Genomic DNA, 13,532 nt, shown 5'->3' on the forward strand with positions numbered 1-13,532 from the left:
TTCGCGCGTTTCCGGATCTTGCTCTAGGCTGCGGCGTGCTCGCTCAGCGGCACGTCGATGCCGTCGGCCGAATATTCGCGGATCTTGTTCCGCAATGTCCGAACCGACAGCCCGAGCACGCGCGCGGCGCGGGTGCGGTTGCCGTCGCAGCGCGCAAGCGTTTGCAGCACGAGCTCGCGCTCGACTTCATCGACGGTCGCGCCGATCAGCAGTGGGACGATTTCATTTGGAGCCAGCGACGGCAGCAGAGCTTCCGGCGACGGTACGGTGGACGCGTAAGACATGAACTCCTCCCGATCAACGCCCGCTTCGTCGGTGAAGCGAAGACATCGAGAACCAACTACCCCGTAGATCAACGGTGTGCCGGTTTGGTTAACAAGCCCTTAACGCGCCCCTAACTCCCTGCTCTGTAAGCAAAATACCCAGAAATCGCCACGATTGCGGTTCCATCCGTCACAATGTGCGGTAGCCGCCATCGACCATCACGATCGATCCCGAGACATAGGCCGATAGGTCCGAGGCGAGGAAGATGGCGGGGCCGACGATGTCCTCCGGCTTGCCGGCGCGGCCGAGCGGGGTGTGGTCCATGAAGACCTTGACGAGGTCGGGATTGGTGGCGCGCACCTTCTCGTTCAACGGCGTCTCGATGAAGCCCGGCCCGATTGCATTGACGCGCACACCATCCTTGCCGAGTTCGGCGGCCAGCGCCTTGGTGAAGCCGAGCACGCCGTGCTTGGAGGCGGTATAGGCCGGAGAACTCGGCGTGCGCAGATGCACGAAGGACTGGATCGAGCCGATGTTGACGATGCGTCCCTTGTTCTTGCGCAGTGGCGCGAGGAACGAATGCGTCACGTTGAACACGCCGGTGAGATTGATCGAGATGATGTCTTCCCAATCCTTGATCACGGCCTCGTCGGTGCCGAGCATGCCGTTGCGGCGCGCGATGCCGGCATTGTTGACCAGGATCGAGACCGGCCCGGCCTTGTCGGCCACTTGCTTTGCCATCGCGACGCAGGCGTCGCGATTGGTCACGTCGAGCGCAAAGCTCTCCGCCTTGCCGCCGGCATTGCGGATCTCCCTGGCCGCTTCCGCCGCCGCATCGCCGTTCATGTCGAGCAGCACCACGCGCGCGCCCTCGCGGCCGTAGCCCAGTGCGATGGCGCGCCCGATGCCCGAGCCCGCACCGGTGATGACGGCGATGTGATTGTCGAGAAGGGCCATGGCGTTTCCTCGTTCTGATTTGTGAGCGTTGTCGACAACACTATTCAAAACTGCGCCAACCGAAACGCCAAGCCGCGTTTGCGCGTTGCTGTTATCCGGATTCGGATGACGGTTACGGACCGCGGACATGGACCCGCATATCAGACACTGGAAAGTTGCGATCGAGCGCTTTTGCGCGGCGCCGGATCCCGACTACCGCGAGATGGCCAAAATGGTCGCGGAGATCGCCGCGACCGACATCGACGAGACGCTGCGGCGTGCGGCCGCACAGGTGCTGCCGATCCTGCGCCAGGCGGCGATGAAATCGGCCGACCGCCGCACCAAAGCGATGGCGCTGCGCCGTCTCGGCATCGTCAACGACGCACTGCACATGCTGTCGGCACCGCGGTTTGGCCGGCGCGGCCTGGCGCCGAAGGCGCTGACGCAGGAGGAGCAGTACCGGCAATTGCTCGGCCTGCCGTTGGGCCGCCGCCTCGCTGCGACCGAAGTCCAGCAGGCTTTCAAACGCGCCGCCAAGACGGTGCATCCCGACGGCGGCGGCAACGGCGCGGCATTCCTCGAACTCGCCGCCGCGCGCGACGCCCTGATCAAGCATCACTGACGCTGGATCGCGTCATATCTGACAGCACAAGGACGGACGCCGCGCTGTTGCCGCGTGTCCGCCTTTGCGTGATCGAATGGCGTTCGCTCAAAACGCGCAGGTGCCGTTGTTCAGGAGGCCGGTCTTGTAGCTGAACGCAGCGTCGAAGGTCGGCAGCTCCTCGCTGACGATGGAGAAGTTCGCCGGCCACGGCGTGGTCGGGATGCTCTGGTCCCAGATCTGGCAGAAGCCGGTGTCCTGCCAGCGGATCAGATGATAGGGCGTGGCGCTGGCTGGGCTTGCCGCGGCAAGCAAGGACACGGTGGCGGCAATGGCGGCACAGGCAATCGCAAGACGACGCATGGGAAATCTCCGGTTTGAAAAATGAATGCTCCGCGGGGCAATCCTGGAGCTCAGGGGCCGATCGCCCCGGACATGCAGTGAGTATTGCAACCCCGGGAACAGGTTCAACACCGGTCGTGCGAAAGCACCCGTCAACAAATCGGCCATCGCTGTGCCAAATTGCGCCTGTTTACGCGCTTGCTACAGTCGGAGCATCGCGATTCGCAGCCGTGTCACGACGCGAGCAAATCGACGAGAGCAAATCGACGTGAGTAAATCCTGGGGAGACCACACATGAAACCTTCATCCACCCTGCGTGCTGCGCTTGCCGCGCTGCTGGCGTTCATTGGCCTTGCGTTCTCTTCCGCGGCCCGCGCCGACAGCGGCTTCGTGACGCTCACGATCTACAAGGCCGGATGGATCATCGGTGGCTCCGGCGGCAGCGGCGTGTTGACCTTCCGCGGCCGCTCCTACCGGCTCTCCACCGGCGGCCTCGACTACGGACTGGTGTTCGGCGGCTCCAAGACCGTGCTACGCGGCCGGGTCAGCAACATCAACCGTCCGTCCGACGTTGCCGGCGTCTACGGTGCGGCCGGCGCGGGGCTTGCCGTCGGACGCGGCGCGCGTGCGATCGTGCTGACCAATCAGAAGGGCGCGGTGTTGGAGTTGACCGGCCACCAGGTCGGCCTGATGGCCAACGCCGATCTGAGCGGGCTTGCGATCACGATGCGGTAGAGCATTTCGTTCGGTTTATCCCCGTCATCCTGAGGAGCGCGTCTTCGCGCGTCTCGAAGGATGCACGGCCCGGCTGGTGGCCGATTCATCCTTCGAGGCTCGCCGAAGTGGCTCGCACCTCCAGCGACAATGGCATAGCCATTGCGCAGGGATGACGGGGACAGCTAGTCTAAAGCGTTGAGTGCGCGAAGCCGCAAGGCCGTGCCGGCACCGGCCGGGGCGAAGCCGCGTTCACCTGAACAGATGCAGCGCGGCGTATTGCAGCAGCATGATGGTCTTGGCGTCGACGATGCGGCCGTCGCTGATCATGGCGAGCGCGTCGTCGATCGCAAGCTCGAGCACCTCGATGTCCTCGCCCTCGTCGGCGAGCCCGCCGCCGTCACCGATGCGCATCGCGGCGTCGTATTCGGCGACGAAGCAATGCAGCTTCTCGGTCACGGCGCCCGGAGACGTGAAAGCCTCGAACACCTTGCGCACATGCACGAGCCGGTAGCCGATCTCTTCCTCCGCTTCGGCGCGGATGCGTGCTTCCGGCTCGGCATCGTCGAGCATGCCGGCGGCAACCTCGATCAGCAGATCGTCATAACCGTTGGCGAAAGCGGGGAAGCGGAACTGGCGCACCAGCACGACGCAGCGGGTCGTCAGATTGTAGGGCAACAGCGCCGCGCCGTTGCCGCGGTCGTAGACCTCGCGCACCTGGGTCTGCCATTCGCCGTTGGCGCGCCGGTAGTCGAACGTCGCGCTCTTCAGCTCGTAGCGGCGCTTCGAAAGCAGCTCGACGTGCTTGACGCGAACGCGGTCGGCGATGCTCATGCGTCGGTCCTCAGCCCTCTCACGGCGTCGCTTCGCGCCCGTCGAGCCATTTGGCCAGCATCACCGAGGTCGACTCGTCATAGCCGAGCGATTGGTAGAACGCGCCGGCCTTGGCGTTCTCCCGCCGCACCAGCAGTTGCAGCTTCGGCACGCCGGCGGCGCGCAGCCAGTCCTCGGCCGCCGCCATGATGGTGCGGCCAAGCCCCTTGCCCTGGCGGTTGGGATCGACCGCGACGTAATAGACCCAGCCGCGATGACCGTCGTGGCCGACCATCGCGGTCGCCACGATCGCATTGGCGTCGCGGCCGACCAGCACGGCTGAATTCGGTCCGCGCCGCGCCAGCGCGATGTCGGCAGCAGGATCGTTCCATGGCCGCGTCAGGCCGCAGGCCTGCCACAGCGCGACGACATCGGCGATGTCGTTATCGGTGATCTCTGCAATGGCGAGGGAGGCAGAGGAGGAGGGCATCGTCGCCTGCGCGGTCACAGCACCTTGCCCGGGTTCATGATGCCGAGCGGATCGAGCATCGCCTTGACCTGCCGCATCAGCTCGATCGCGACCTTATCCTTGACGTCAGGCAATTCGTCGCGCTTGAGCACGCCGATGCCGTGCTCGGCCGAGATCGAGCCGCCCATCCGCAGCACGATCTCGAACACGACGGCATTCACGTCGTGCCAGCGCGCCAGGAAGTCGGCCGCATTGGCGCCGACCGGCTGGCTGACATTGTAGTGGATGTTGCCGTCGCCGAGATGGCCGAACGGCACCGGCCGCGAACCGGGGATCAGCTTCACCACGGCAGCATTGGCTTCCTCGATGAAGGCGGGCACGGCTGCGACGGGCACCGAGATGTCGTGCTTGATCGAGCCGCCTTCCGGCTTTTGCGCCGCCGACATCTCGTCGCGCAGCTTCCAGAACGCCTGGCGCTGGCTCAGATTGGCGGCGATGACAGCGTCATCGACGATGCCGTCCTCCATGCCCTGGGCCAGGATAGCCTCCAGCGTGTCGCGCGCATCGTCGCGCGACGACGACAATTCCATCAGCACGTACCAGGGGTGCTTGCTCTCAAGCGGATCGCGGATATCGATGCCGTGGCGGATCGAGAAGTCGACCGCGACGTCGGCGAGCAGCTCGAAGCTCGTCAGCGCTCCGGCCGCTTGATCGCGCGAGATCGACAGCAGCTTGAGTGCGGCCGCCGGCGAAGCCAAGCCGACATAGGCGGTCTCGACCGCACGCGGCCGCGGAAACAGCTTTAGCGTGGCCGCGGTAATGATGCCGAGCGTGCCTTCGGCGCCGATGAAGAGGTTGCGCAAATCGTAGCCGGTGTTGTCCTTTTTCAGCTTCGACAGCGCGTTCAGCACACGGCCGTCAGCCAGCACGACTTCGACCCCGAGCGCCATTTCGCGCGCCACGCCATAGGCAAGGGCTCCGGTGCCGCCGGCATTGGTCGAGAGGTTGCCGCCGATCGTGCAGCTGCCTTCTGCGCCGAGCGACAGCGGAAACAGCCGGTCGACCTCGACTGCCTTCTGCTGCGCGACCTGCAGCACCACGCCGGCCTCGCAGGTCATGGTGTTGGATTCGACATCGATATCGCGGATCTTGTCGAGACGCCGCAGCGAGACCACGACCTCGCCATTGTGCGGCGTCTGGCCGCCGACCAGGCCGGTATTGCCGCCCTGCGGCACCAGCGCGATCCTGTGCTCGGTCGCAAGCTTGCAGATCGCAGCGACCTCGGCGGTCGAACCCGGGCGCAGCACCAGCGGCGAGCAGCCGTGGAACAGGTCGCGTTCCTCGGTGACGTAAGGCTTGATGTCGGCAGCATCGGTCACCGCATATTTCGCGCCGACGATGGCGCGGAATTTTTCAAGCAATTCGGGCGGAAGCGGCGGCACCGCTGATTGGACGATGTTCATTTTTTCTTGGTCTTTCACTCAGTCGGGGATCTTTGCCTAAGCATGCTCTTCGCGCAAACGCTTCGCGTTTGTCGCGAGGGAAAACCGGTTCCCGCTTGGCGCCAACGCGGCCGTTCCGGTCCGGGTCATGCTTGTTACCGCCCAACGGCTGCGCGGCGCAGCCGGTCATTGATGGCTTCGCCCAATCCGTCCTCGGGAATCGGCGTCACCGCGATCGCATCCGCGTTTCTCTTGTCGAGGGTGCGAAGGTAGCCGAACAGATTGGCGGCGGCCTCGGCAAGATCGCCGCGCTCGGACAGGTTCATCTCCACGGAGGCGCATTCGCGCCGCGCGACCTTCGCCGGCCCGAACGACAGCAATGCTTCGCCGACATGGACGTCGCTGGCATTGAGCCGGACCGGTGTCCGCGGTGCGTAGTGCGAGGCGAGCATGCCGGGGGCAACCGGCTGGGCGTCGCTTTCCGCGTCTTGCGGCGGCGACTGCAAGGGCTGGCCGAGCACGCGCTCGATCTCTGCGCGCCTCAGCCCGCCCGGTCGCAGCAGCACCGGATCGGAGAAGCAGCCGACGATGGTGGATTCGACGCCGACCTCGACCGGCCCGCCGTCGACGATCAGGTCGATGCGGCCCGCCAGATCGCCGTTCACATGCTCGGCGGTGGTCGGCGAGACGTGGCCGGAGAGATTGGCCGACGGCGCTACCACGGCACCGCCGAAAGCCTTGATGATGTCGCGCGCCACCTTGTGGGCCGGGATGCGTATGGCGACCGTGTCGAGCCCGGCGGTCGCGAGTTCCGCAACCGGGCAGGACAGCGCCTTCGGCAGCACCAGGGTCAGGGGACCCGGCCAGAACGCGTCCGCCAATCGCAGGGCCTGCCCATTGAATAGGGCAATCCGGCGGGCGGCGCCCAGATCGGCGACATGGGCAATCAGGGGATTGAAGGCCGGCCGGCCCTTGGCCTCGTAAAGCCGGGCGATCGCTGAGGCGTTGCCGGCATCGGCGCCGAGGCCGTAAACCGTCTCGGTCGGAAACGCCACCAGGCCGCCCTCGGCCAGGACCCCGGCGGCGGTCGCCGTCGCGGCGGCGCCGGCGGACAAAACGTGCGTTTTCAGACCTGTATCCACTGTGACTAGATTCCTCAATTGGGTGGCTCGTGGTCCCTTGCGGTCCCCGAAACCCGACGCTATAAGCCGGCCCTCAGTCGGAGTGTGGCTCAGCCCGGTAGAGCACTGCGTTCGGGACGCAGGGGTCGCAGGTTCGAATCCTGCCACTCCGACCAGATTTCCTTAGGTTTTTTCTTCTCATCGGTGGCTGTTCCCGAGTCAACCACCGATTTGACCACCGAAACATACCTCGCTTTTTGGCCAATGGCTGCCGCCGCCCCGTGCAAATGATCGGGATGGTGATGGCCATAGGTTTCCTGCAGCACCTCCGCCGACATGCCGAGGAACCCGGCCGCCTCCCAGATCGGCACGCCGCGCTGCATCAACCAGGTCGCTGCCGTGTGGCGCAACGTGTGCGGAGTGACTTTCCCGGGCAGCCTGGCCAGATCCACGGCAGATTTGAAGCCTTTCTTTACGGAAGCGACCGGCTTGCCATTGAACTCGACGAAGCAGCTCGTGATTAGCTTCCGGTCTTTCCAACGACGCATGTGAGCCAATAACCGCGGTGGGAGCGGGGCCGGCGTCTGACGCTTCTTGGTGGCTCGCTTCCCGATCGGCCTGCGGTAGAAGATACCACGCTCGAGATCAACGTACGAGTGCCCAAGCTCGGGGTATGGCGATGCCGCCGCGATCGCGCCCGCCCGCGTGCCGGTATAGAGGCCGATCAGGATAAATCTGGCCACGTGTCGTAGCGGTCGGCGGTCTGTCCGTACCGGATCGCCCCTTGAGCTGCCGGCATGGACGGTCTGCTTTTCGCGATAACGCCAACATTGCCAAATCAGGGCCGCCGCCTCGCTGCGTGTCAGCCAACGATCGCGCGCCTCACCTTTTGCCGGGAGGGACACGCGAACCGTGCCCCGGTGAAAGCCCTCTTTTGCATGATGGTTGATCGCAGCGCGGAAAGTCTCGAGGTCACGGCGCGCGCCGCCCCGGCTGCCGCGATGTTTGACGTAACCGGCACAGGTTTGCGCGTTGACTGCCGCCAGCTTCTTGCCACCCCAAAAATCGTTGAGCCGGTCGATCCTCGCTTCAATCTCAAACTGATCACCGGGCTCGCCGATGTCGGTCAGATAGATCGACAGCACGTCGGCGCAATCGATGTCGTCGATATCCCGTCGACTGCGCTCCGGTTGGTATTTTCGCGCGATGTACTCTGCTAGCGCTTGCTCTGCTTCTCGAGGCGGCTTTGTTCCAGACGGGCTCGCAAGGCAGCCTGTGGCGATATGGCGCTCGCCGTCTTTGATGATCCAGACGGCTTGGGCGACGAGCTTTTCGCCGCGATATCGTGCCTTTCGCTTATAGAGACGGGCTCCTTTACTTTGACGCGGCACAGCTCCCTCATCTTCTCGATGTTTTCGAGCGTAGTATAATCTCTGCCGGCAATTCTTTCTATTTCGAGCCGGCCGCGGCGTGCTTCTCGTCGCAGGCCAGAAGCAGTCATCGATCCGTCCGGAAAAGCCAACGATGCGGCAGCAGACAGGCGGATAGGCATATCACGCGAAACCAGACTTGGGGAGAGATGCGTTCTGGCCATGCTAAGACCAAGCCATCTAGATCCGAGTGGCATGCATATGTCGATGGTCCAAGTCCATGCGGGCCTTCCGATGGTCTGAAGGCAGCCAATTTTTCTGGTGACGTTACGACCTCGAAATTCGAACAGTCGAAGCTTTGCGCGCCGATGGCAAAGTTAACTAACCTTGGAGGAGTATACGGACCTTTGTAAGAATCGCTTCCTCCACCCAGCGAGGTTCGAACTCTTCCCTTACGCGATCAATGCGTCGCGTCGAGTGTTTTCCGCGCTGCTATTAGTATAAGCGAAGGCTTCTACTGTGAAAGCGGAGCGTGCTCGCTCGTGGGACAATCGGCGGCTTCCGAGTGCAAATCGGAACACTGAGACGAGTTTTGAAATGGTCCAAATCGAGAATGCCCTCATCGCATATTACCTCGTAGCCCTTGGCCTGTGTGTGCATTGTCACATGCAAGCCTGATGCGGTCCTGACGTTAATGCCCGAATCATGTCGACCGCGCGGGAGAGCGTCGCCAACCAATCGTGACAATAGTCCGCGCGGCGGTGCTGTCAGACTAGAGATTAAGGGTTCCGGCCGTTGTCAGGCGACAAATCGTGCCTCGGTGAGGTACGCGGGCTCGCTTGGGTGGCGCTAATCTTCCAGATATGGCTTCGCTGGATCCGTTCAAACCGACTGATAAGCAGATGAAGTCTCGCTGATTGATAAGAAAATCGCTGAAAGTTTATCACTTAGGTCGCGCATTGCACGCCAACGCTAGGACAGAACGTTCCTCAATTTGCGGGCGTGCTCCATGTTTGGGGAGGAGCCGATTGCTTTGGTAGGAGTGACAATGGCGCCGGCTTTGCGGTCGGTCGCCGCTTCGGGGAGGGCGGCATCAAAGGTGGAGCAGCGCTGGTCGCGATTTCGCGCACATCCGATTTGCGAAGCCGAATCTCAATGCGGCGTCGTTCCTTTATGTTTGCAGGTATTCCCTGAATGGCAAGTGTCTCATCCGTATTCACAAGTTGGGCTCCGGAGAGAGGGATGAGCTTGTATTTTATTAGCGGACTTTGTCTCAGTACGCTAACGACTGAGACCGCACGAGCCAATCCCAACCCGGCATTATCTGCTGGAACCAGACTGCCGACATTTGCTGTATTTTTAAGGACGGAAGCCAAATTCCAATCGAGATTGGACGGGCGCGCGCCGAGCGGCTGCTCGTCGGTGTGACCGACCACCTCGACGACGTCCACATCGTACTGATCGATCAATTTTTGAACGTCCGGTACTTTGTTGAGAAGTTTATCTCGGAACTCTGGCGTGAGCTCGGCGCTGCCACTCTTGAAGAAATAGCCCTCGGCCTCGCTTAAACTGATCATCGGTGGCCATTGATGGCCTGAAGAATTGCTTCCTGGAGCACTGCGAGCAAGCGCATCAAGAATAACTTGAGTGGATGCAGGCGGCTCACCCGATTTAACCATAGCGCGGTTGATGGCAGCCATCGCGTTCGCATCCTTGATCGCCTTATCGACGTCGATGCCATTTGCACGCAGCGCCTTGATTTCAGCAATCCGGTCACGCACCTCCTTCAGCGACAACCCGGATTTTTGCAACTCATCTGCGGTCGCACGGCTGTCTATGAGCTCGCGCCAGTACTTATCGACGGCCTCCGGATCGCCAGTCCCCGTGAGAGTTCTCAACTTTTCAACCAGAGTCTCATTGTTTCGGAGGGCTTCCAAAAGATCCTGGTTTCGCTGATTGTCTACCGACAGTTGCTCGACTTTCTTGTTCGCCTCTTCTCGCTTCACCTGCTCTTTGCGCAAGAAAGCGGCCATGGCGATGAGTAGGCAGAACACCAGAAGCAGCATGATCTCCGCCATCGTGAGCCCAAGCACCAACCCTTGGCGATACGAAGATCCCTGTCGGGTGATTTGACCATCCGTGACTGACACGACTGTCGCCTACGTGTTGTCGCCGCGGCCCCAAGGGCCGGTGGCATATCGTTCTGCATTCTCGGCGCGGAGTTCGCTCGTAAGTTCATTCAGCGCCGTCGCAAGGGCCTGTGTCTGCCGGAGATTTTCGTCAATTGCCTTGGCCTGCGTCTCGCTGCTCTTGCTGAAAGAGTTAACCGCCCGCGTCAGGCCCTGGATCATCGGCGCGAGCTTGATCTCGATGACCTGTTCCGGGGTTTGGAGGGATGCCAATTTACCGACCACGGCATCGATGGCCTTGACCATGCCCCCCGTACTCCGCGTCAACCGGTCTCCCTGTTCGGTCAGCTGCTTCGAAACGGCCTCAAGGGTCCGCACAACGTGATTGTTCATCATGTTGAGTGCCTCGGCCGAGCGTTTCGACGCATCCTCGAGCGGCTGGCGGGCGACAACCGCGAAGCCCTCCATTTCGCTGGTTAGCCCTTTGCGTGTTTCTCCGAGAGCTTCCTTAACCTCGTCGAGCGCGTCGCTGATTGACTGCTGGGCCATTCTCCGGAAGTAGCCGAATTCAAGAACGGTGCTTTCCAGCTCCCGCTTCACGTTCCGGGAGGCCTGGGCCAGTTCCATCCGCGCTGTTGCCTCAACCTCGACTGGATCGCGACGCATCTGATTGAAGAAAATGCGCAATGCGATGCCTGCGATGGTAGATGCAATGGCGATACCGAAATTCTTGACAATCTGCTCAGCGGCCCCGTCGGAGGAAAACTGGTAAAGAGAGACAGCAAGGCTGGTCAATGTGAACAGAAAGCCCATGTAGTAAAGATTATCGCCAGACTGATCGTCCCGTAGGCGAAACAAGCGCGCCATACCTAGTATGAGCGCGTAGCCGATCATGATCAGGACCGGGACGGCCGTCACTTGCACGGCGCCGAAATCATGTAGCTTTGAGAAAATGATGTAACCGCTGCCGGCGAGCACAACCGCAAAAAACAGCATGCCGCTCAGGACGCCTGGGGGCAGGCCCTTGTTGGTACCTTTGGGAGCCATCTCCTTATGCTCCCTGCAGCCGTTTGATGAAGCCGACCTTGCCGCGGTTATCAGAGATCCATTCCTGCCAGAACTTCATGAGCTGAAGGTCGTCAACCACAGGCTTTCCGTTGAGCTGGCGCGTGACCAGCTCAACAAACACTGTCGCGCCGTGAAGGTCGGTTTGATACTTCAAGTAGCCAGCGGATTGCTTGTAGCGCAGGTACGACAGATCTCCGGCGCGAGGGTACTGACTGTAATCCTTTGTGGACTCAATCATGTCTGAGATCACGTAAAGAGTTTTCTTAACGTCTTGCCTCGCATTTCCGGCGAACTCGTCAATCGCAATGTGTTGGATCGCACCCATGATGGGCGAGGCGTTAGCTCTTGCGGGGCTAACACTGTTCTTTATCGCTTCGCTCACAGGTTTGCGGAAGCTGTCATTCCAGCGTTTCCTGGCCAGTTCCCGATTGTTGGTCCATTCACTCAAACCTGCCCCATCGCCGGGATTACACTTGGAGAATATCGATCGGCTGCTAAGTCCCGCGATATCGAGGACGCGAACATCGAGCCTATGGAAGGGAGGCAGCGTGGTTGCGATTTCATCGAGCAAGCCCAGCACTTCGCGACGCGTGGTCTCGGGTAGCTCGTCGGAAGTATCGACGAGCACGACCGTCACGCCCTGCGGGCCACTCACCGGGCAGAGGCTCTGCACATCCAGGACCGGCGGCCTCTCCGCGAAAAGGTAGATGTAGGCCATCGCACCGCCGCAGGAGAGCGCCAGAAGGAGAAGCATAATTCCGGTCACACCCGCCCAGCCAATACCGGGCGCGCTGCGCTTCCGGGGACGAGTTCTAGCCATTCTTGTCCTCCGGGAAGAATTGATCAATCTCGCGGTATGAGCGCATGGCTCGTTCGAATGCTTCGTTAACGGCCTTAACCTGCTCCTTCAGAAGCCCCTGGGTCTCCTCGATCATCTGGCGCAGCCGCTCCCTTGCAGTAGAATCCGGTTCGCCGGCAGCGTAAGTGATCCGTTCTAGTGTAAACGGCTTGTCGAAATAGGCTGGAGCTGGTGTGGATCGCGACTTGCGGTTGGCCTCGCGGTAGATCCCGAGCAACGCGCGCGCAGCCTGCTCGACCTGGTTCTGGTGCTGGTTGAAGCGCTGACTGAGGCGACTCCGGCCTAAAAGAATGGAGTCATAGTCGGCGCGACGTTTGGATAAGTCGCTCGACGCGGCGTTCATCACGTCGGTTGAATCCTGGCGAATGTCCCGAAGCCGCTCAATCAGGTCACTCTTTAAGTTGGTGAACTGCTGGCTGGCCTCGACCCAGCGGCGCTCCAAACCAGCATAGCCGATGTAGGGATCAAAGAACGTCAGTCCGTCGGCCATCGCCACTAGTGAAAACACCAGCCCGATGCTGATGAAGACCCAGGAATTGACATCGGTAAGGTCGAACGGGGACGTTAGCAGACGGTGCAGGACAACTTGGCCGACGTCACCTTCCAGCTCGGGTCGCATCTCTCGGAGATGCCCGAGCGTCAGGTTCAGCGCAGCTGCAAACGCCAAGTAAGCAAGAAAGAACACCACCCCGACCAATTTGAGCAGGACGTTTCGATGGAAGACCGGACGGATCAGCACCAGCCCCCAAAGGAAGCTCGCGAGAATGTTCAGCGCAGCAAAGGTTGCGGCCTGGATAGCAGCGCCGATGTAGCCGCCGGTGTTGGACTTCGCGAGGAAGCCGGCGTTGACCACAACCTCGATCGCAAACAGGATCGCAAGCAGACCGACTTTCAGAATGAGCGTGCCGGAACTTAGCAACCTAGCCGGTCGCTCGAGGTGATGCCGCTTCCGGAATGCATCCCGTTCCAGCTCGGATTCGTTGAGGCGGCGACGGTGCGTGAACAACTCATCCCGGCCCATGGTCGCTTCGGCCTCGAAATCGCCAACGGCTTCGGGCGCAGCCTGCTGGATAACGGCAAAACGCTCTTCAAAACTGAGGGCGGTGATCCGTTCATCATAGGTATGCAGGTGGTCCAGATAGATAGTATGGGAATCCTGCTTATGCGCCTCGATCCTTTCGACAATCAGATGTTCGACGTCGTCCAAGGTCTGGGCATCAGAAGCCGGCCGGTTCTGCGAACCGCGCTCCTTGCCGAGGCTGGTCAGATTCATTTCGTCAGCAATCCGGTCCACGTTGAGATCCAGAAAGACCGTCGTCGCGGGCCGATAGTCATGCGTCGGCTGGTTGAGAAGCGCCCGCAGCCGCGCAATCGGGGAAAATCGGATTTCAGAACGATTCATTA

The 13,532-nt window shown here is 61.4% G+C and carries 14 protein-coding genes, 1 tRNA gene and 1 pseudogene; 4 read left to right on the forward strand and 12 right to left on the reverse strand.

Annotated elements, in window-relative coordinates; translation table 11 throughout:
* Nucleotides 1-23: 23 nt before the first annotated feature.
* Both J2R80_RS15720 and J2R80_RS15725 read right to left on the reverse strand, forming a co-directional pair.
* Nucleotides 24-284 (reverse strand): helix-turn-helix domain-containing protein, encoded by a 261-nt coding sequence (locus J2R80_RS15720; protein WP_016840962.1) that lies wholly within the window; start codon nt 282-284, stop codon nt 24-26.
* A gap of 169 nt (nt 285-453) precedes the next feature.
* Complete coding sequence (locus J2R80_RS15725) at nt 454-1,221, reverse strand: SDR family NAD(P)-dependent oxidoreductase (protein ID WP_057019141.1); 768 nt, start codon at nt 1,219-1,221, stop codon at nt 454-456.
* Between the two features lie 127 nt (nt 1,222-1,348).
* Here J2R80_RS15725 and J2R80_RS15730 point away from each other — a divergent pair, with 127 nt between their 5' ends.
* Nucleotides 1,349-1,822, forward strand: coding sequence for a hypothetical protein (locus tag J2R80_RS15730; RefSeq protein WP_141343176.1), 474 nt, complete (start codon nt 1,349-1,351; stop codon nt 1,820-1,822).
* Between the two features lie 87 nt (nt 1,823-1,909).
* Here the strand turns inward: J2R80_RS15730 and J2R80_RS15735 are convergent, their stop codons facing one another.
* Nucleotides 1,910-2,164 carry a hypothetical protein gene (locus tag J2R80_RS15735; protein WP_057019143.1) on the reverse strand — a complete coding sequence of 85 codons (255 nt, stop codon included), beginning with the start codon at nt 2,162-2,164 and terminating at the stop codon, nt 1,910-1,912.
* Nucleotides 2,165-2,437: 273 nt separating this feature from the next.
* Here J2R80_RS15735 and J2R80_RS15740 point away from each other — a divergent pair, with 273 nt between their 5' ends.
* Entirely contained in the window at nt 2,438-2,878 is a 441-nt protein-coding gene (locus J2R80_RS15740) for a hypothetical protein (RefSeq protein WP_141343177.1), read from the forward strand.
* A gap of 231 nt (nt 2,879-3,109) precedes the next feature.
* Here J2R80_RS15740 and J2R80_RS15745 read toward each other — a convergent pair whose 3' ends face one another.
* From J2R80_RS15745 to J2R80_RS15760, 4 genes are all read right to left on the reverse strand, one after another.
* Complete coding sequence (locus tag J2R80_RS15745; RefSeq protein WP_141343178.1) at nt 3,110-3,691, reverse strand: GDP-mannose pyrophosphatase; 582 nt, start codon at nt 3,689-3,691, stop codon at nt 3,110-3,112.
* A 19-nt stretch (nt 3,692-3,710) separates the two neighbouring features.
* Nucleotides 3,711-4,160: a GNAT family acetyltransferase gene (locus J2R80_RS15750; RefSeq protein ID WP_035632483.1), complete on the reverse strand. Its 450-nt coding sequence runs from the start codon at nt 4,158-4,160 to the stop codon at nt 3,711-3,713.
* Between the two features lie 14 nt (nt 4,161-4,174).
* Nucleotides 4,175-5,602 carry an FAD-binding oxidoreductase gene (locus J2R80_RS15755; RefSeq protein ID WP_141343179.1) on the reverse strand — a complete coding sequence of 476 codons (1,428 nt, stop codon included), beginning with the start codon at nt 5,600-5,602 and terminating at the stop codon, nt 4,175-4,177.
* 134 nt (nt 5,603-5,736) lie between these two features.
* The gene (locus J2R80_RS15760) at nt 5,737-6,723 is read right to left on the reverse strand and encodes an L-threonylcarbamoyladenylate synthase (protein ID WP_158074217.1); all 987 of its coding nucleotides are present in this window, start codon (nt 6,721-6,723) and stop codon (nt 5,737-5,739) included.
* 78 nt (nt 6,724-6,801) lie between these two features.
* Here J2R80_RS15760 and J2R80_RS15765 point away from each other — a divergent pair.
* Nucleotides 6,802-6,878, forward strand: a tRNA-Pro gene (locus J2R80_RS15765).
* A 135-nt stretch (nt 6,879-7,013) separates the two neighbouring features.
* On the opposite strand, the pseudogene J2R80_RS15770 reads toward J2R80_RS15765, so the two are convergent.
* Nucleotides 7,014-7,607: pseudogene (locus J2R80_RS15770) on the reverse strand (site-specific integrase); the annotation flags it as partial.
* Between J2R80_RS15770 and J2R80_RS43460 the strand changes: the two are divergent.
* Nucleotides 7,500-7,922: a hypothetical protein gene (locus tag J2R80_RS43460; protein WP_309143759.1), complete on the forward strand. Its 423-nt coding sequence runs from the start codon at nt 7,500-7,502 to the stop codon at nt 7,920-7,922. The pseudogene J2R80_RS15770 and the gene J2R80_RS43460 overlap by 108 nt on opposite strands.
* A gap of 1,139 nt (nt 7,923-9,061) precedes the next feature.
* On the opposite strand, the gene J2R80_RS15775 is transcribed toward J2R80_RS43460, so the two are convergent.
* The 4 genes from J2R80_RS15775 to J2R80_RS15790 are packed head-to-tail and all read right to left on the reverse strand — an operon-like array spanning nt 9,062 to nt 13,530.
* Nucleotides 9,062-10,222, reverse strand: coding sequence for a hypothetical protein (locus J2R80_RS15775; RefSeq protein ID WP_253638823.1), 1,161 nt, complete (start codon nt 10,220-10,222; stop codon nt 9,062-9,064).
* Nucleotides 10,223-10,231: 9 nt separating this feature from the next.
* Entirely contained in the window at nt 10,232-11,248 is a 1,017-nt protein-coding gene (locus J2R80_RS15780; protein WP_253638824.1) for a hypothetical protein, read from the reverse strand.
* Between the two features lie 4 nt (nt 11,249-11,252).
* Entirely contained in the window at nt 11,253-12,089 is an 837-nt protein-coding gene (locus tag J2R80_RS15785) for a hypothetical protein (protein WP_253638825.1), read from the reverse strand.
* Entirely contained in the window at nt 12,082-13,530 is a 1,449-nt protein-coding gene (locus tag J2R80_RS15790; RefSeq protein WP_253638826.1) for a hypothetical protein, read from the reverse strand. Before J2R80_RS15790 ends, J2R80_RS15785 begins: the two co-directional genes overlap by 8 nt.
* Between the last annotated feature and the right edge of the window lie 2 nt (nt 13,531-13,532).

The sequence above is a fragment of the Bradyrhizobium sp. USDA 4541 genome (assembly GCF_024171085.1).
Taxonomy (GTDB): Bacteria; Pseudomonadota; Alphaproteobacteria; order Rhizobiales; family Xanthobacteraceae; genus Bradyrhizobium; species Bradyrhizobium australafricanum.